Annotated in this window: 15 protein-coding genes (1 of these 15 cut by a window edge); 5 read left to right on the top strand and 10 right to left on the bottom strand. The window is 66.6% G+C overall.

Annotated elements, in window-relative coordinates; genetic code table 11:
* Nucleotides 1-136: 136 nt before the first annotated feature.
* Both FQV39_RS15450 and olsB read left to right on the top strand, forming a co-directional pair.
* Nucleotides 137-2,224, top strand: a complete 2,088-nt coding sequence (locus FQV39_RS15450) for a hybrid sensor histidine kinase/response regulator (protein WP_149131102.1) — start codon at nucleotides 137-139, stop codon at nucleotides 2,222-2,224.
* A gap of 182 nt (nucleotides 2,225-2,406) precedes the next feature.
* Complete coding sequence (gene olsB / locus FQV39_RS15445) at nucleotides 2,407-3,279, top strand: l-ornithine N(alpha)-acyltransferase (protein ID WP_472840646.1); 873 nt, start codon at nucleotides 2,407-2,409, stop codon at nucleotides 3,277-3,279.
* Nucleotides 3,280-3,387: 108 nt separating this feature from the next.
* Here olsB and FQV39_RS15440 read toward each other — a convergent pair whose 3' ends face one another.
* The 3 genes from FQV39_RS15440 to FQV39_RS15430 are packed head-to-tail and all read right to left on the bottom strand — an operon-like array spanning nucleotide 3,388 to nucleotide 6,079.
* Nucleotides 3,388-4,254 (bottom strand): SDR family oxidoreductase, encoded by an 867-nt coding sequence (locus FQV39_RS15440; protein ID WP_149131100.1) that lies wholly within the window; start codon nucleotides 4,252-4,254, stop codon nucleotides 3,388-3,390.
* A complete protein-coding gene (gene queG / locus FQV39_RS15435; RefSeq protein ID WP_282570337.1) occupies nucleotides 4,251-5,375 on the bottom strand; it encodes a tRNA epoxyqueuosine(34) reductase QueG in 1,125 nt (374 codons plus the stop codon). Before queG ends, FQV39_RS15440 begins: the two co-directional genes overlap by 4 nt.
* An 11-nt stretch (nucleotides 5,376-5,386) precedes the next feature.
* Nucleotides 5,387-6,079, bottom strand: coding sequence for a glutathione S-transferase family protein (locus tag FQV39_RS15430; protein ID WP_149131098.1), 693 nt, complete (start codon nucleotides 6,077-6,079; stop codon nucleotides 5,387-5,389).
* Nucleotides 6,080-6,338: 259 nt separating this feature from the next.
* On the opposite strand from FQV39_RS15430, the gene FQV39_RS15425 reads away from it, so the two are divergent.
* Nucleotides 6,339-7,136, top strand: coding sequence for an undecaprenyl-diphosphate phosphatase (locus FQV39_RS15425; protein ID WP_149131097.1), 798 nt, complete (start codon nucleotides 6,339-6,341; stop codon nucleotides 7,134-7,136).
* A 188-nt stretch (nucleotides 7,137-7,324) separates the two neighbouring features.
* Here the strand turns inward: FQV39_RS15425 and FQV39_RS15420 are convergent, their stop codons facing one another.
* Both FQV39_RS15420 and FQV39_RS15415 read right to left on the bottom strand, forming a co-directional pair.
* The gene (locus FQV39_RS15420) at nucleotides 7,325-9,055 is read right to left on the bottom strand and encodes an MFS transporter (RefSeq protein ID WP_149131096.1); all 1,731 of its coding nucleotides are present in this window, start codon (nucleotides 9,053-9,055) and stop codon (nucleotides 7,325-7,327) included.
* Nucleotides 9,056-9,134: 79 nt separating this feature from the next.
* Nucleotides 9,135-10,007 carry a protein-methionine-sulfoxide reductase heme-binding subunit MsrQ gene (locus FQV39_RS15415; RefSeq protein ID WP_149131095.1) on the bottom strand — a complete coding sequence of 291 codons (873 nt, stop codon included), beginning with the start codon at nucleotides 10,005-10,007 and terminating at the stop codon, nucleotides 9,135-9,137.
* A gap of 126 nt (nucleotides 10,008-10,133) precedes the next feature.
* Here FQV39_RS15415 and FQV39_RS15410 point away from each other — a divergent pair, with 126 nt between their 5' ends.
* Nucleotides 10,134-10,748 carry an HAD family hydrolase gene (locus FQV39_RS15410; RefSeq protein WP_149131094.1) on the top strand — a complete coding sequence of 205 codons (615 nt, stop codon included), beginning with the start codon at nucleotides 10,134-10,136 and terminating at the stop codon, nucleotides 10,746-10,748.
* Between the two features lie 173 nt (nucleotides 10,749-10,921).
* Here the strand turns inward: FQV39_RS15410 and FQV39_RS15405 are convergent, their stop codons facing one another.
* Entirely contained in the window at nucleotides 10,922-12,052 is a 1,131-nt protein-coding gene (locus FQV39_RS15405) for a saccharopine dehydrogenase family protein (RefSeq protein WP_149131093.1), read from the bottom strand.
* A 188-nt stretch (nucleotides 12,053-12,240) separates the two neighbouring features.
* Nucleotides 12,241-12,684, bottom strand: coding sequence for an Lrp/AsnC family transcriptional regulator (locus FQV39_RS15400; RefSeq protein WP_149131092.1), 444 nt, complete (start codon nucleotides 12,682-12,684; stop codon nucleotides 12,241-12,243).
* Nucleotides 12,685-12,917: 233 nt separating this feature from the next.
* On the opposite strand from FQV39_RS15400, the gene FQV39_RS15395 reads away from it, so the two are divergent.
* Nucleotides 12,918-13,400, top strand: coding sequence for a hypothetical protein (locus tag FQV39_RS15395; protein ID WP_149131091.1), 483 nt, complete (start codon nucleotides 12,918-12,920; stop codon nucleotides 13,398-13,400).
* A gap of 54 nt (nucleotides 13,401-13,454) precedes the next feature.
* On the opposite strand, the gene FQV39_RS15390 is transcribed toward FQV39_RS15395, so the two are convergent.
* The 3 genes from FQV39_RS15390 to ilvD all read right to left on the bottom strand — a co-directional run.
* Entirely contained in the window at nucleotides 13,455-14,390 is a 936-nt protein-coding gene (locus FQV39_RS15390; RefSeq protein WP_149131090.1) for a hypothetical protein, read from the bottom strand.
* Nucleotides 14,391-14,471: 81 nt separating this feature from the next.
* Nucleotides 14,472-15,578 (bottom strand): HPP family protein, encoded by a 1,107-nt coding sequence (locus FQV39_RS15385; RefSeq protein ID WP_149131089.1) that lies wholly within the window; start codon nucleotides 15,576-15,578, stop codon nucleotides 14,472-14,474.
* A gap of 195 nt (nucleotides 15,579-15,773) precedes the next feature.
* Nucleotides 15,774-17,106 carry the 3' portion of a dihydroxy-acid dehydratase gene (ilvD, locus tag FQV39_RS15380; RefSeq protein ID WP_149131088.1) on the bottom strand. The gene runs 509 nt beyond the window's last position, so 1,333 of the gene's 1,842 nt are visible here — the last part of the coding sequence; its start codon lies off the right edge, out of view; the stop codon is at nucleotides 15,774-15,776.

Raw genomic sequence — 17,106 nt, 5'->3', positions numbered from 1 at the left:
CATGCGGCTCGCATGAAGAAAATGCGATAAAACAACGAGCTGGAAGGACTCCGGGTTAACCGATCCTTAAGGCCGAGCAGCGAATCCGCGGGGTTCCCAGGCGCCTTTCTCAAGGGACGAGTGCTAGATCGAAGGGATGGCTTCTTCGTTCTGGTCATGGTTCATCGTCGGAAGCGCGGCGCTCGCGCTATGCGTGCTGGTCGCCCGGCTCCTGTTCCAGCGTGGGCAGCTGCGCCGGCAGGTCGCCGCTCTGCTCCGCGACACCGAGAATCTCAATGACCGGCTTTGGAATCTCGCCGACAGCGAGGAACGCTATCGCAGCCTGATCGAGGCCCAGGGCGATCTGATCGTCAGGCGGGACGGTGCGCGCATCGTCTATGCCAACCGGGCTTATGCGACGCTGTTCGGTGCGAGCGAGACCGATCTCGTCGGCAGCAAGATGCAGCTGCCGCAACTTGCCAACAGGCCGGCCCAACTGCTCGAAAGCGGAGCGCGCAGCTTCGACGAGTGCCTGGCGACCTATGAGGGCGAGCGCTGGATCTCCTGGGTCGAGACGGCGGTGCCGGGAAATGGCGGGAGGACGCTCATCCAACGCGTCGGGCGCGACATCTCCGCCCGTATCGCCGGCGAGGACGCTCTCGTCGAGGCCCGCGCCCGGGCCGAAGCCGCGAGCGAGGCGAAATCGCGCTTCCTCGCCACCGTCAGCCACGAGTTCCGCACGCCGCTCAACGGCATCCTGGGCATGGCCGATCTTCTCACAGATACCGGCCCCGACGCTGAGCAGGCGACCTATATCGCGGCGCTGCGGACCTCCGGCGAGGCCTTGCTGGCTCTGGTCGACGATATCCTGGATTTCGCCAAGGTCGAGGCCGGCAAGCTTGAGCTGGTCGAGGAACCCTTCGACCTCGTCCAGCTGGTCGAGACAGTGGCGGAACTGGTGGCGCCGCGGGCGCAGGCGAAGGGCATCGAGCTCGCTGCCCATATTGCGCCCGATCTGCCCACGCGCCTCATCGGCGATCGCGACCGCCTGCGCCAGATCCTGCTCAACCTCGTCGGCAATGCGGTGAAGTTCACCGAAGCCGGCGGTGTGGGTCTCGATCTGCGTCAGTCGGGTGCGGATATCGAAATCACTGTGGCCGATACCGGTCCCGGCATTCCCGCCGACCGGCTCGACGACATCTTCGCCGAATTCGAACAGGTCGAACATGGTGCCGGTATGCGGCAGTCCGGAGCTGGCCTCGGGCTGGCGATCGTCAGGCGTCTCGTTGGCCTGATGGGGGGCGAGGTGAGGGCCGAAAGCCGGCTAGGCGAAGGAGCGACCTTCCGCGTTACGCTTCCGCTCGCGGCGGCTGCGGATGCTGCGCGTCCGGGCATTCCGCATTGGCCGCATCAGCATGTCCTGCTGGTCTCGCCTGCTCCGTTCGCGGCGCGCTTCCTGGCGGAAGCGATCCGGGCGACCGGAGCCGCGGTCTCGGTCGCGACGACCATCGAAGCGGCGCGCGTGAAGCTGATCGGCGAAGCCCTCCCGACAGCCGTTCTGATCGACCACGCGCTCGGCGATATGCCGGCGAAGGACCTCGCGGCGGCGGTGGTTGCGGCGGGCATCCGCGACTGCCTGATCCTGCTCACACCTCTGGAACGGCGGCAGTTCGGTGCGCCGCAGGCCGCGGGCTTCTCGGGCTTTCTCATCAAGCCGGTGCGGACGCGTTCGCTCTATGAGCGGCTTGGCGCCGGCTTCCCGCACATGCTGCCGGCGATGAGCGAGATCGCGAATGCTGCTGCACCCGCGCGCAATTTGCCCGGCACGGGCCTCCATGTGCTAGTGGCCGAGGACAATGAAATCAACGCGCTGCTGGTGGTTCGGACGCTCGAGCGCTTCGGCTGCATCGCATTCTGGGCGCGCGACGGGCGCGAGGCGCTGCAGCGCGTCGAGGCCAGCTTTACCGGTGCTGCTCCGCCGTTGGCGCTCGCCCTTCTCGACGTGCGCATGCCGGTGATGACGGGGCTCGACTGCGCACGGGCCGTCCGCGCGCTCGAACGCCGGCTCGGGCGCGCCTCCGCCTTGCCGCTCGTCGCCGTCACCGCCAATGTCGCCGAAGCCGATCGGGAAGCGGCTTTGGCGGCGGGGATGGATGACTGCCTCGCCAAGCCACTGGAGCGCGCGGCATTGCTACGCTGGCTTGAGCGCCTGTCGCAACGGTCGGCCGGCAGCCGCTCGGCTTGACGGCAGTCATCGCTTCGACGCAGTTTTGTCGCGAAGTTGTAAGATGCTCCGGGCAAGCCTACCTCTAGGCCGAACGCGGCTGGGGGACGAGACACGCGATGGAATTGCACGTTTCTGACGGCACGAACGCGCAGTCCTCACGATTTGCAGCCGGCAATCGGTTCTCCCGATTCGTGCCGCTGATGCTGATCGGCGGTGGCCCGATGCGCCGTTTCGGCGCGGAGCCCGGCGAGGCTCCGCCGCTTTCGGGCACGCTCGGCCGGCTCGGCTCGCTCGAGGTTCGGCTGGCGCGCGGTCCGCGCGAGATCTGGCGGGCGCAGCGCCTGCGCTACCGCGTCTTCTATCAGGAAATGTCGGCCAAGCCCGATGTCGTCTCGCGGATGTTCCGTCGTGATGCCGATCGCTTCGACAAGGCCTGCGACCATCTTCTTGTCATCGATCACGCCGCCCGCGGCCGCTTCGGCGGCATCAAACCCAAGGTCGTCGGCACCTATCGGCTGATGCGTCAGAGCGCAGCCGAGCGGCTTGGTGGCTTCTACACACAGAGCGAATTCGATCTGGCGCCGCTGCTTGCGCGCCATCCCGGTCAGCGCTTCCTCGAACTCGGTCGCTCCTGCGTGCTGAAGCCCTATCGCACCAAGCGGACGGTCGAGCTGCTCTGGTCGGGTATCTGGGCCTATCTCGAGCATCACCGCATCGATGCGATGTTCGGCTGCGCCTCCTTCGACGGCACCGACCCCGACGCGCTGGCACTGCCGTTGAGCTTCCTGCACCATCACGCCCGTTCGCAGGGCGAATGGGCCGCGACCGCGCATCCCGAGCATTTCGTCGGCATGGATCGCCTGCCGGCGGAGATGGTCGACGCCAAGCTCGCGCTCAAGCAGATGCCGCCGCTGATCAAGGGCTATCTCCGGCTCGGCGCGCGCTTCGGCACCGGCGCGGTCATCGACCGCCAGTTCGGCACGACCGATGTGCTCGTCGTGCTGCCGGTCTCGGCGATCGACAAGCGCTACGCCGACTACTATGGCGGCGAGACCCCGCGCCACGCGGCCTGACGCTGGAGCATTTTCGAGCGAAGTGGGCACCGGTTCGCGTAAAGAAAATGCGATAAAACAAAAACTTAGAGAAACCTCGCGATTCAGGGAGTCGCGAGGTTTCTCTAACTATTCGCCGGCCGCTGCCAGCGCATGCAGCGCCTCGCGATAGGTCGGGTAGCGGAAGGCATAGCCGAGTTCCCGTTTCACCAGCGCATTCGAGACACGCTTGCTCTCGCCGTAGAAGCTCGCTGCCATCGGCGAGAGCTGCGCTTGCTCGAATGGGATTTCGGGCGGCGGTTCGAGGCCGGTCAGCTCGGCCGCGAAGGTGATGATGTCCTGCGGCGGCCCCGGCTCGTCATCGGTGACGTTATAGACCGCGCCGTTGCGGGGCTGCGCCAGCGAGGCCATCAGCACGCCGGCGATGTCGTCGACATGGATGCGGTTGAAGACCTGGCCCGGTTTGATCAGCCGGTTCGCCGTGCCCGCGCGCAGCTTGGTGATGGCGTTGCGGCCCGGGCCGTAGATGCCGGAGAGGCGGAAGATCTGCACCGGCTTGCCGCTGTCGCGCCCGAGCTGCAGCCAGGCCTCCTCGATCACGACGCGCTGGCGGGTGCGGGTGTTGGTCGGAGCCGGCGGCGTGGTTTCGTCGATCCAGGCGCCGCTCTGGTCGCCATAGACGCCGATCGTCGAGAGATAGCCGATCCAGCGCAGGTTGGGCGCCGCAGTGAGCGCGCTCCGCAGCGGCCCGAGCGCTGGGTCGCCATCCTCGGACGGCTGCACCGAGACCAGCACCGCATCGGCCTCCGCCACTGCCTTGCCGAGTGCGGACGATACGGCGAAGCCGTCGAAAACGAGAGTGCGGATGCCCTCGCGGCTGAGCTGCGCTGCCTTCTCGGCGGAGCGGACGGTGCCGGTCACCTCCCATCCCCGCGCCAGCGCGGCACGCGCGAAGAAGCCGGCCGAATAGCCGAGGCCGAGGACCAGGATATTCATGCGGCGTCTTCCGTTCGAGGCGCGAGCGCGTGCCATTCGGCGCGCACCTGCGGGTTGTTTTCGTTGCCGAGGCCCGTGATGGCGAGCTCGCCGGCGCGCTCGGGGGCGAGCCGGCCCAGCGCCCAGACAGCCATGGCGCGGACGAGCGGAGACGGATCGGTGAGATGGGGCAGGGCGCTTTCGGCAAGTTCAGGCCGGCCGCTGTTGCCGATGGCGATCAGTACATTGCGCAGGAAGCGGTCGCGGCCGGTGCGCTTCACCGGCGTGCCGGCGAAGAGGGTACGGAACGCGGCATCGTCGAGACGGGCGAGCGCGGCGAGGTCGAGCCCGTCGAGCTCGTCCCTGAGGGCGAGCCTGGTTTCCTGCGCGGTCTGCGCGAACTTGTTCCACGGACAGACGGCGAGGCAGTCGTCGCAGCCGAAGACGCGGTTGCCGATGCCGGGCCGCAACTCCGCGTCGATATGGCCCTGATGCTCGATGGTGAGATAGGCGATGCAGCGGCGCGCATCGAGCTGATAGGGCGCCGGAAAGGCGTCGGTCGGGCAGATATCGAGGCAGCGTCGGCAGGAGCCGCAATGATCGCGCTCGGCTGCGTCGGCCGGGAGCGCGGCGGTGGTGTAGATCGCGCCGAGCAGCAGCCAGGAGCCGTGCTCGCGCGAAACCAGCACCGTATGCTTGCCTTGCCAGCCGAGCCCGGCCGCCTGCGCCAGCGGCTTCTCCATGACCGGGGCCGTATCGACGAAGACCTTGACGTCGGCGCCGCCGCGCGCAGCGAGCAGCCCGGCCACGCTCTTCAGCTTGCCCTTGATGACGTCGTGATAGTCGCGCCGGCGCGCATAGAGCGAGATCGTAGCCTTGTCGGGCTGGGCCAGCGTCGCGAGAGGATCGCCGTCGCCCGCATAGTTCATGCCGAGCATGATGACGGAGCGGACCTCGCCCCACAGCTGGCGCGGATCGGCGCGCTGCTCGCGGCGTTCCTCCATCCAGCCCATCTCGCCCTGATAGCCGCTGGCGAGCCAGGCTTCGAGCCGCTCCGGGGCCTCGGGGATGGCATCGGCCGCGGCGACGCGCATCACGGCGAAGCCTTCACTGAGCGCCCGCTCAGCGACGGCGCGCTTCAGCTTCTCGCCGCTCAGAAGTCCAGATTGTCGTAATGGGCGCTCGGAGCCATGCCGGGCATGCGGTCGCTCAGCAGCGGCCGGAAACTCGGTCTCGACTTGATCCTCGCATACCATGAGCGAGCCGCCTCATCCTCTTCCCAGGGCACGTCGCCGAGATAGTCGACGCAGGACAGATGCGCCGCCGCCGCGAGATCGGCATAACTCAGCTGCGCCCCTGCGAGCCAGTTCCTTTTCGCCAGCAGCCAGGAGATGTAGCGCAGATGATAGCGCACATTCGTGCGCGCCGCGCGGATCGCGCTCATCTCCGGCGGGCCGCCGCCGTCGTCGCGGCTCATGAACCGCTTCATCACCTTTTCCAGCACGAGCGGGCCGGTGATCTCCTCGTGGAATTTGAGGTTGAACCAGTCGAGCAGGCGGCGCACCTCGACGCGCTCGCCCGGGCCCTCCGGCAGGAGACGACGGTCGCCGAGCGCAAGCCCGCGGGTCTCGTCGAGATATTCCGCGATCGGTCCCGCGCCGGGCACCGGCAACCCGTTCTGCTCCTGGAACACGGGCGTCGTTCCCGCCGTGTTGAGCTCAAGGAATTCCCGCCGCCGTTCCCAGACGCGTTCCTCGACCAGCTCGGCCTCCATGCCGAACTCGCTGAGGACGAGACGGATGAAACGCGAATGCGGACATAGCGGGTAATGGTACAGGGTCGCCATGGCACTCATGAAGACTTGTGAAGCAGGCAAAATGCGTCGGAAGCAGGGCCGCCGGACTTTGTAGCGATCCGAAGGGGCGGCGGGGGCTTGCTATAATCATGCCTGAAAAACGTCACAAGCCGCGGCAATGCGGGAGCTTACAATTTGTCCCGGCTCCTTCGCGAAGTGGTAACCAATTTGCAAAGGCCTGGGCGTAAGCCGACGAGACGATGACCGACGCCCGGCCAGGTGCGGTCTGATTCGCGCGAGGATCTCCCGCATGCAGAACCTGATCGAAGCCTTTGTCCTCGGCGTCGTCGAGGGCCTGACCGAGTTCCTGCCCGTCTCCTCGACAGGCCATCTGCTGCTGCTGGGACATTTCCTCGGCTTCGAATCGAACGGCAAGACCTTCGAGGTGCTGATCCAGCTCGGTGCGATCCTGGCGATCCTGTTGGTCTATTTCCGCCGCCTGCTCGACATCGCGCTGCGGCTGCCGAGCGACCCTTCCGCCCGGCGCTTCGTCATCGGCGTGCTGATCGCTTTCCTGCCGGCCGCGGTCATCGGCGCCGCTCTGCACGGCTTCATCAAGACCGTGCTGTTCAACCCTTTCATCGTCTGCTGCACGCTGATCGCCGGCGGCCTGATCCTGCTCGTCGTCGATGAACTCGAGCTGCAGGAGAAGCACACGGACGCCACGACTTTCCCGCTGCCGATGTATCTCAAGATCGGCTTCATCCAGTGCCTGGCGATGATCCCCGGCGTCTCGCGCTCGGGCTCGACCATCGTCGGCGCCATGCTGCTCGGCGCCAGCAAGCGGGCTGCGGCCGAATTTTCCTTCTTCCTCGCCATGCCGACCATGGCGGGCGCCTTCGCCTATGATCTGCTGAAGAGCTACAAGGACCTGACCTTCGACGATGGTATCCTGATCGTCGTCGGCTTCGTGGCGGCCTTCTTCTCGGCGCTGATCGTGGTGCGCAGCTTCCTCGACTTCGTCTCGAAGCGCGGCTTCGCCCCCTTCGCCTGGTGGCGCATCATTGTCGGCATGGTCGGGCTCGCCGGCCTCTGGATCGTCGGCTGACCCGACCTGACCGACCTGGGAACCACACCGTCATTCCGGGGCGCCGCGTAGCGGCGAGCCCGGAACCCGTGAACACGGGATTTGAAGAAGGAGGCCGTAATGGTGCAGCCCCTTCTTCATCGCACAGTGTTCATGGGTTCCAGGCTCTTCGCTGGCGCGAAGCCCCGGAATGACGCTGCGGTTCCAGCTCAGGTCGGCCGCGCCGAATCGGCGAGCGAATCGGCGAGGGTCGGCGCCCGCCCGGCCGGCAATGGCGGCAGAGAGGTTGTCTGCCGCTCGATCATGCGATGAACCACCGGCGGGTTCGGGCCGCTGTGCAGCGCGCGCACCTGCTCGCCGATCTCGGCATCGGCCTGGGTGACGCGCTGGTTCTGCCGGACATATTCGACCCAGGTCGGACTATCGTAGCGCTCGATCCAGAGCGTCGGATCGGTCAGGTCGCGTAGCAGGGTCCAGTGCCGGGCGCCGTCGCGCCGCCGGATGCGCCGCCGCTCCGCCATCACGGTCAGGAAGGCGACGACATCCTCGGGCTTGATGATGTATTCGATCGTCACGATCACCGGGCCGGAGCGCGGCTCGATGTCGACCGCGACCTTCGGCTCGCGCCAGCGGCTGAGCGGATCGAGATTGAGCGCCTCGAGCGGCGGTAGCCGGTAGCGCAGCCCGAGCGCGGCGCCGGCCAGCAGCGTGACCGCCGAGATCAGCAGAGCCTTCTCGACGCCGAGATGCTGCGCCAGCCGGCCCCAGGCCCAGCTTCCGGTCGCCATGCCGCCGAAGGCCGCCATCTGGTAGGTCGCGAGTGCGCGGCCGACGACCCAACGTGGTGCCGAGAGCTGCACCGTAGCGTTGAAGGTCGAGAGCGCCAGAACCCAGCAGGCTCCGCAAACGAAAAGTCCCACCATCGCCAGCGGCATGGTCGTGCTGAGCGCGACGAGGAGGACGCCCACTGCATAGGCGGTGAAGGTGGAGCGCACCAGCGCCTCGGTGCTCATCGCCCGCCGCAGGCGTGCGCTCATGAAGGCGCCGGCCACCGCGCCCGCGCCGAAGGCGCCGAGCAGCACGCCATAGGTGAGAGGGCCGCCGCGCACGAGGTCGCGGGCGATCAGAGGCAGTAGCGCCAGCCCGACGATGGCGCCGAAGCCGTAGACGAAGGCGCGCAGGATCACGGAGCGGATGTTCGGCGACATCGCGACATAACGCACGCCCGCGCTCATCGCGATCAGCAGCGTCTCGCGCGGCAGGAGCCGCTCGACCTTGGGCGGCTCCCAGCGCGCCAGCACGACCAGCAGCGGGATATAGCTCACGGCATTGATGGCGAAGGCGGCGACCGCGCCGGCAGCCGCTACGATCGCGCCGCCGATGGCCGGGCCGACGCTGCGGGCGATGTTGAAGGCGACGCTGTTCAGCGTCACCGCCGCCGGCACGTCGCGGCGCGGCACCATGTCACCGACCGATGATTGCCAGGCCGGGTTGTTGAGCGCCGTGCCGCAGCCGATCAGGAAGGTGAAGGTCAGGAGCAGCCAGGGCGTGATCAGGCCGAGCCAGGCGAAGGCAGCCAACCCGATGGAGACCAGCAGCATGAAGACCTGCGCGGTCAACAGGATGCGGCGGCGATCGTAGTTGTCGGCGATCGCGCCGGCGGCCAGCGAGAACAGCATGACCGGCAGGGTCGTCGAGGACTGCACCAGTGCCACCATCTCAGCCGAAGGCGAGATCGAGGCCATCATCCAGGAGGCGCCGACGGCCTGGACCAGACCGCCGAAATTCGAGGCGAGGCTGGCGAACCAGACCGCGCGGAAAATCGGCTGCTGCAGCGGAACGAAAGGCGAGACCCGGGCCTGCGCTGGCCTGATGCCTTCCGAGGCGAGCTCGGCTTCTACGACATCGGCCGTGGGCTGGGCGTGCGGATCGTCAGGCATGCCATAGGGTTAGAGCATGAGTGCGGGAGGGGAAATCCTTTCCATCTGGAAGATGTCGAAACTTGGAAGGTTTTTCCCCTTACGCCACCGCGGGCTGGCGTGCCTGCCGCGGCGGGCGCGGCTTGCGAGCGCGCAACCCATGGCCGAACGCGACCAGAAGCCCGGCGAATGCGACCCAATGTGCCGGCCGCAGAGAGGCATAGTCCTGATAGGTCAGAATGTCGGAGTTGGCCTGCAAGACCAGCCAGGCCGAGACGCCGGAAGTCGCCGCATACCAGCCCGCTTCCAGGCCGGCGGTGAGCAGCCCTCCGACAAGCGCGATGCCGGCCAGGCCCGGGACCGACACCGGCAGCTTCCAGCGATACAGGCCGCGATAGAGCATCAGTAGCAGGAAGAGCCCGCTCGTCAGCACCGGCTCGGTGACGTCGATCTTGGATTGCAGCGCGAAATGCAGCAGCGCCAGCATGGCGATCGGATAGACGAGGTTGTGCAGGCGCTGCCAGTCCTTGCCGAGCCGGCGGATCATGCCGTCGGTCGAGGTGGCGCCAAGCGCGCTGAGGCCGATCAGCGCGATGAAGCCGATGGTCAGGTAGAAGCGCTTGACGATCTCGGAGACGATCAGGCCCCAGTCGAACGCCGTATCGATGCAGTAGAGCGCGAGATGGCCGAGCGCATAGGCCATCACGCCGAGCCCGAGCATGCGGCGGATGCCGATCAGCTTGCCCCAGTCGAACAGCCGCCGGAACGGCGAGACGGCGAGCGTGATGATGAGGATTCTCACCGCCCAGGTCCCGGTCTGGTGGATTGCCTGCGTCCAGGGCTTGGAGCCGAGTTGATGCATCCAGGCGGCGTACAGCAGCAGCAGCGCCGGCACGAGCAGCAACGCGAAGGTCGCGGCCCGCAGGGGCGAGAAGCGGCCCTGTCGATCGGTCCATGGCAGCCAGGCCTTCACGGGCGGTCTCCGATGTGAACGCTCATGCCCCCCGGCATAAACGATAGGGTCGGCCACTGTCTTGCACGTCTGGACACAAGCCCGTGAATGGGTTGTCCTGCCGGCCCATTTCAAGCGGATTTCACGATGGCTTCCAGCAATCCCACCGTCGTCTTCGATGTCGGCAATGTCCTGCTGCGCTGGGATGCGCGGCTGATCTACCGCTCGCTGATCCCCGATCCGGAGCGGCTGGACTGGTTCATGCAGAACATCTGCACCATGGCCTGGAACCTCGAACAGGATCGCGGCCGCTCCTGGGAGGAGGCGGTGGCCCTGCTGGTCGCCCAGCACCCCGAGTGGGAGAGCGAGATCCGCGCTTTCGACGAGCGCTGGCACGACAGCATCCCGCATACCATAGCCGACAGCGTCGCCGTTCTGGAGGATCTGAAGGGGCAGGGCGAAAAGGTCTACGCCATCACCAATTTCTCGCACGAGAAATGGGCGGAATGCCTGATCCGCTTCCCCTTCCTGCAGAGCTTCGACGGCGTCGTCGTCTCAGCACATGAGCGCTTGCTGAAGCCGGACCCGGCGATCTACGAGGTGCTGCTCGGCCGCTACGGCCTCGCGGCCGGCGACTGCATCTTCGTGGACGACAGCGAGAAGAATATCGTGGCGGCCCGCGGTGTCGGCATGCGGGCCGTCCATTTCGTCGAGCCCATCGACCTGCGCGCCGAGTTGCGCGGCCTGGGCGTCAGGCTCTGACGGGCAGAGCCTGGCTGTCGGAGCCTGTTTCGTTTTCACGGAAACACGCCGTCATTCCGGACAAGCCGCGATAGCGGCGCCGATCCGGAATCTATCGTAGAGTTCGGCGCTCTAAGATGGATTCCGGGTCAAGCCCGGAATGACGGCGCGGTTCTGCGTAAAAGCAGCGGCCCTCAGGCCGCGCTCTTGATCGCGACGGTCGGGGCGAGGCCGGCGGCATCGACGCCGCGCGCCTCGCGCACCAGCCGGGTACCCGCCTTGGTCGCGAGGAAGTCGGCGAGGGCGGCGTCCTCCTGGCGCACGAAGCCCTTGGCGGGCAGCTTGCCGGCGAGGAACAGCTCGATCATCGCGACGCAGCCGGCGGCGGTGGTGAGCTGGATCGCGCCGAGCTCGTCATTGCCGTCATAGCGCAGCACGACGCTCTCTTCTTCGAGGCGGCCGTTGCGCTCGCCGACGCCGGTCACGAAGATCACGACGACGTCCTTGCGGGTGAACGGCGCGGAGTGGCCGAGGATCCGGCGCATCGTCTCGCGGTCGTCGGCGAGCTCGAGGTCGCGCAGCAGCAGCTTCATGATCTCGGCATGGCCGGGATAGCGCAGCGTCTTGTAGCTCATGTTGCGGACCTTGCCGGCCAGCGTCTCGGTCAGCGTGCCCAGCCCGCCCGAGGTGTTGAAGGCCTCATAGGCAACGCCGTCGATCATCACGCTCTCGATGCCTTCGAGTGCCGGAACCAGCGTCGGCTGCCCATCGAAGACGATCTCGCAGGGGTTGCAGTACTCGTTGATCAGCCCGTCGACGGACCAGGTTACGTTGTAGCGCAGCGCATTGGTCGGATAGAGCGGCAGGGCGCCGACGCGCATCTTGATGGTGCGGACGTTCTCGAAGCGCGCCGCCATGTCGGCGCCGAGGATGCAGATGAAGCCGGGGGCGAGCCCGCATTGCGGCACCAGGGCGGCTTCGGAGGTCTTGCCGAGTTCCTTGATGTAGGAGGTGGTGGCGACATCCTCGGTCAGGTCGAAATAATGGGTCTTGGTCTCGGCCGCGACCTTGGCGATGCCCTTGTTGAGGAAATAGGGGCAAGCGCTGACGACGATGTCGCGGTCCTTGAGGAAGGCGCTGAGCGCGTTGAGGTCGGACGCGTCGACGGTGGCGGTGGCGAAGCGGCCGCCGGCGGCATGCTTGAGCTGCGCCGTGGAAGCGTCGGCCAGCGTCACCTCATGGCCCTGCTCGGCCAGCATGCCGGCGATGATGACGCCGATCTGGCCGGCGCCGAGCACGGCGATGCGCTGCTTCTGGATGGTCATGTCGCGATCTCCTGACGGGTCGGGCAGGCAGGGCACCTCCCTCTCGTCCCAATCATCGCTTCAGGCGGCGCGCGCTTTAACGAGCGGATCGCCGCTGCAGGTAACGATGTGCCTTCAACATGAAGGGATATGCGACATATCGATGTGAAATGGACGATAACGCCCCCGGCTGTGCCGCGGTGGTAGCGTCAGCGCTCGAACTTCCTGGCCAGAATCACGGAGGATGTGGTGCGCCGGACGCCCTCCATCTCGGCGATCCAGTCGATGATGGTGTCGAGATCGCTCGCCGTCTCGCACTCGATCTTCACGGAGAGGTCGAAATGGCCGCTCAACGTGTGGCATTGCACGATTTCAGGCCGCTTCTTCAGGGCCGCGACCACGCCGCCCTGCTGCTTCACCTCGAGTTCGATCAGGATGAGGGCGGAGATCGTCGTGGCCGGCCGGGTCGCCTTGCCCAGGATCGTGGTGTATCCGGCGATCACACCGTCGCGTTCCAGCCGGGCCAGCCGCCCCTGCACGGTCGCTCGGGAGACACCGAGCTGCTTGGCGATGTCGGACAGGGGAAGCCGGGCGTTTTCGGTCAGAATGCGGATGAGTTCGCGGTCCTTCGCGGCATCGGAGGGCCGTGCCATATCGTCTCCTGTGTGAGATGGGCCGTCATATAGCAGGGAAATCGTGAAGCCCGGCAAGGGCCGAGCGTAAAAGATCCGCCGGGCCTTCCCTCGCGATTGGCACAAGGGCTTGCCTACAAAGGAACATTTTGCACGCGAAAGGGTTATTCGGCGCGCCGGAAAGGGCTTGCCTCTGGGCGCAAATCAGAGTGGCATGCCGACCGGCGGCAGCACGCTTTGCCATGGAGAAGGTCATGTTCAGGACATTCATTCTCGCATCCGCATCGGCCCTTGCTCTTGCATCCTTCACCGTGACGCCAGCCTCGGCGCTGACGATGAAGGAGTGCAGCGTCAAGTATCAGGAGGCCAAGAAGGCCAACACGTTGAAGGGCCAGAAGTGGAACGATTTCCGCAAGGCCCAGTGCGGCGATGACGACGCCAACGACGCGGATGCTGCGGCGGCGGTGCCGGAAACCGCGGCGCCCGCTGCTCCGGCGACGACGACTGCCGCTCCGGCCGCCAAGCCCGCAGCGATGCCTGCCGGCAAGGCCAAGGCTGCCGTCTTCCCGAAGGCTGTGTCGCAGAAATACTCGAACGAAACCGCCGGTAAGGCTCGCCTCAAGACCTGCGTCGATCAGTACAACGCCAACAAGGCGACCAACGCCAATGGCGAGCTCAAATGGATCGAGAAGGGCGGCGGCTACTGGAGCCAGTGCAACGCCAAGCTCAAGGGCTGATTTTCAGCAACCCGGTTTTTGGACGCCGCGCCGCAAGGCGCGGCGTTTCGCGTTTCAGAGCATCTGCGACGGACGAGGGGCGGGATCGGACGGCCGCGCCGGCGGCGGATCAGAAGGCCTCTGCCCCTTGCCGAGCATTTCGCCGCGGGCGCGGATGATGTGGGCCGTCACCGCCTCCTGCACCCGCTTTTCCGCGGCTTCGCGGACGACACCGCGGTTGGCGGGGCGGCCTTCCTCTGTCTCGATCAGCTCGATCGTGGCGTTGGTCAGCGCGTCGACATCATCCTTGCAGAACAGCATCGCCGCCTTGGCCACGACCTCCGCCTTCTCGTCGGTGAGCAGCATCGGCGCACCCTCCCGGCCGATGCAGGCCAGCATCTTGCTGCGGATCAGATCGCGCGTCTTCTCCAGGAGCGCCTTCTTCTCGGCCCGTGCCGCACGCTCCTTCTCCGTCGTCTCGGGCGTCTGGGCCTGAGCGGGCGCGCCGGGTGTGACCGGGCCGCGCACATTGGCGCTCTGCTTCACGCATTCGACCAGCGCCGGCAGCATCTCGCCGGTCGAGGTCAATGCAAAGGTGTAGCGCGCGTCGTTGGCGATCAGTTCGAGGTAGCGGCCCTGGCGGAAGGCGTTGATCAAATTGGATTGTGCCGGCATCGCGATGGTGAGCAATGTCGGCGACTTGATGTTCGCCGTCACGTCGATGGTCGAGCTGCGGTCGAAGACGAGCCGCAAATTGAGCGTCTCGCCGGTCCTGAGCTTCCAGTCGGGCTTGGTGAAGCCGAGCAGCCAGGAAAATTGCGCCGTCACCGAGGTCAGCATCGTCACGCCGCTCTTGTAACGGGCGCTGACGGCGCAATGCGAGAAGGTGCCCGTCTGGTCGTTGGTGAAGGTGCCGCCCGACCAGTTGCCGACGACGATCTTGCCGAACGGGCCGGCGGCCTCCGCGGGAAGCGACAGAAGGCAGATCAGGGCGACGGCAGCAGCCCGCATTGCGGTTCCTCCGATGAGATGGTGCGGCAAGGCTAAAGGAGGACGGCTGAAAGGGGGAACGTTTTTTGCCGCAGCCCCTGGTCAGGCGGCTTCCTGCCGCAATGGCTTGAGCAGCATGGCGAGCAGGTCGCTCTGCGTCACCAGGCCGAGCAGGTGCTGCGCTTCGTCGACGATGACGACCGCGTGGTGGCGGCCATCGGTCAGCGGCCCGATCAGCTCCACGGCGGGGGCATCGGGGCTGGCGGCGTGAGCTGGAGTCATGACGTCGTCGACGCGCAGGCCCGGCCGCGTCAACTCGCGCAGGCCGACGATGCCGAGCAGCCGATTGTCGTGATCGACGACGGGCAGGGCGCGAACGCCGTGTTCGAGCAGGAGCGCCCGTGCGGTTTCGATCCCGCCGTGCCGGTCGATCCGGACGATGTCGCGGGACATGATGTCGGCGCAGCGCGGCAGGCCACGGGAGCGCGAGAGCGCATGCATCTCGACGCGTCGCAGCAACTGGTCGAGATCCCCGCGGTTGATGTCGAAGGCCTCGCCGAGATCGCCGAGCGCCGCCTCGATGTCGGCCTCGTTGAAGCCGATGCGCTGGCTGGCCGGCAGGTCCTTCGTTCGGTGCGGATTGGCGACGGCCGCAGGACGATGCGGATAGCTGTGGCTGGAGAAGCGATGGAACAACACGCCGAGCAGCGTCAGGACGAGAGCGTTGAGCCCGACCGGCACGAAAGCGAAGCTCAGGCCATAGGCGGAGACGAGGGGGCCGCCGAGCGCCGCCGTCAGCGCCGCTGCCCCGCCCGGCGGATGCAGGCAGCGCAGCAGCGACATGGCGGCAATGGCGAGCGCGACGGCGCTGCCGGCTGCGATGGCGGGCTCCGCAACATAGCGGCCGACCATGAGCCCGATCAGTGCCGAGACGGTATTGCCGCCGACGATCGACCAGGGCTGCGCCAGCGGGCTCGACGGGATGGCGAAGAGGAGCAGGGCCGAGGCACCCATCGGCGCGGCCAGCAGCGGCAGATGTGGGTCCTTGCCGAGCAGAACTCCGCAGATCAGCCCGGTCGCGCCGACGCCGATCAGCGCGCCCAGGCAGGCGACGAGCCGGTCGCGCCAGGTTGCGCCGGCCAGGATCGGTGCGAAGAACCTGCGGCGCCGGCGTGGGCCGATCTGTGGTTCGAGAACGGGAATGGGCATTGAATTCGGCTGGCGCTGCTCAAAATTTCGGCAGGCTCAATACGCCGGAGAAGGTGGCCGGACAACGCGATTCTGCGGCTGCGGCCAGTCTGGCAAATATGAAAAGCAGAAATCGCTCTTTCCGTGACGAAGCGTGGAAATTTGATCTCTGCGAAAAGGTCGACCGGCCATGTTGGCCGGTCGACCTGAAGCCGATCAGTCGACCACGCGCACCGCACCCCTGGCAGCGCTCGTCGTCGTCGCAGCATAGGCCTTGAGCGCGGTCGAGACCTTGCGCTTGCGCGGCGCGGCCGGCTTCCAGGCATCCTTGCCCTTGGCTTCCATCGCTGCGCGGCGACGCGCCAGCTCCTCGTCCGAGACCTTGAGCTCGATCGAGCGATTGGGAATGTCGATCGCGATGATGTCGCCGCTCTCGACGAGGCCGATCGCGCCGCCTTCAGCCGCTTCCGGCGAGACGTGGCCTATGGAGAGGCCGGACGAGCCGCCCGAGAACCGGCCGTCGGTGACGAGCGCGCAGGCTTTTCCGAGGCCCTTCGATTTCAGGTAGCTCGTCGGATAGAGCATCTCCTGCATGCCCGGCCCACCGCGCGGCCCCTCATAGCGGATCAGCACGATGTCGCCGGGGTTGACCTTCCGGTTGAGGATGCCTTCGACCGCCGCGTCCTGGCTCTCGAAGATCACGGCCGCACCGGAGAATGTGAGGATCGAGGCATCGACACCAGCGGTCTTCACGATGCAGCCGTCCAGTGCGATGTTGCCGAAGAGCACGGCGAGCCCGCCATCCTTGGAATAGGCGTGGTCGAGATCGCGGATCACGCCGGCTTCGCGGTCGAGATCGAGCTCCTCGAAGCGACGCTCCTGGCTGAAGGCGGTCTGTGTCGGCACGCCACCCGGCGCGGCACTGTAGAACGACCGAACGGCTTCGCTCTGCGTCTGCCGGATGTCCCAGCGCGAGAGTGCCTCCGCCATGGTGGCGCTGTGGACGGTCGGCAGCGAGGTGTCGATCAGCCCGGCGCGGTCGAGTTCGCCGAGGATCGCCATGATGCCACCGGCGCGGTGGACGTCTTCCATATGCACGTCGGCGACGGCGGGCGCGACCTTGCACAGCACTGGTACGCGCCGCGACAGCCGGTCGATATCGGCCATGGTGAAGTCGATCTCGGCCTCATGCGCCGCCGCCAGCAGGTGCAGCACGGTGTTGGTCGAGCCGCCCATGGCGATGTCGAGCGTCATCGCGTTCTCAAACGCCTTGAACGAGCCGACATTGCGCGGCAGCACGCTCTCGTCGTTCTGGTCGTAGTAGCGGCGCGCGATGTCGACGATCAGATGACCGGCCTCGACGAAGAGGCGCTTGCGATCGGCATGGGTGGCGAGCGTCGAGCCATTGCCCGGCAGCGCGAGGCCCAGCGCCTCGGTCAGGCAGTTCATCGAGTTCGCGGTGAACATGCCGGAGCAGGAGCCGCAGGTCGGGCAGGCCGAGCGCTCGATCACGTCGACTTGAGCATCGGTATACTTGTCGTCGGCGGCT

The sequence above is a fragment of the Bosea sp. F3-2 genome, assembly GCF_008253865.1.
In the GTDB taxonomy this organism is placed as follows: domain Bacteria; phylum Pseudomonadota; class Alphaproteobacteria; order Rhizobiales; family Beijerinckiaceae; genus Allobosea.
This window is presented reverse-complemented; position numbering and strand designations above follow the sequence as displayed.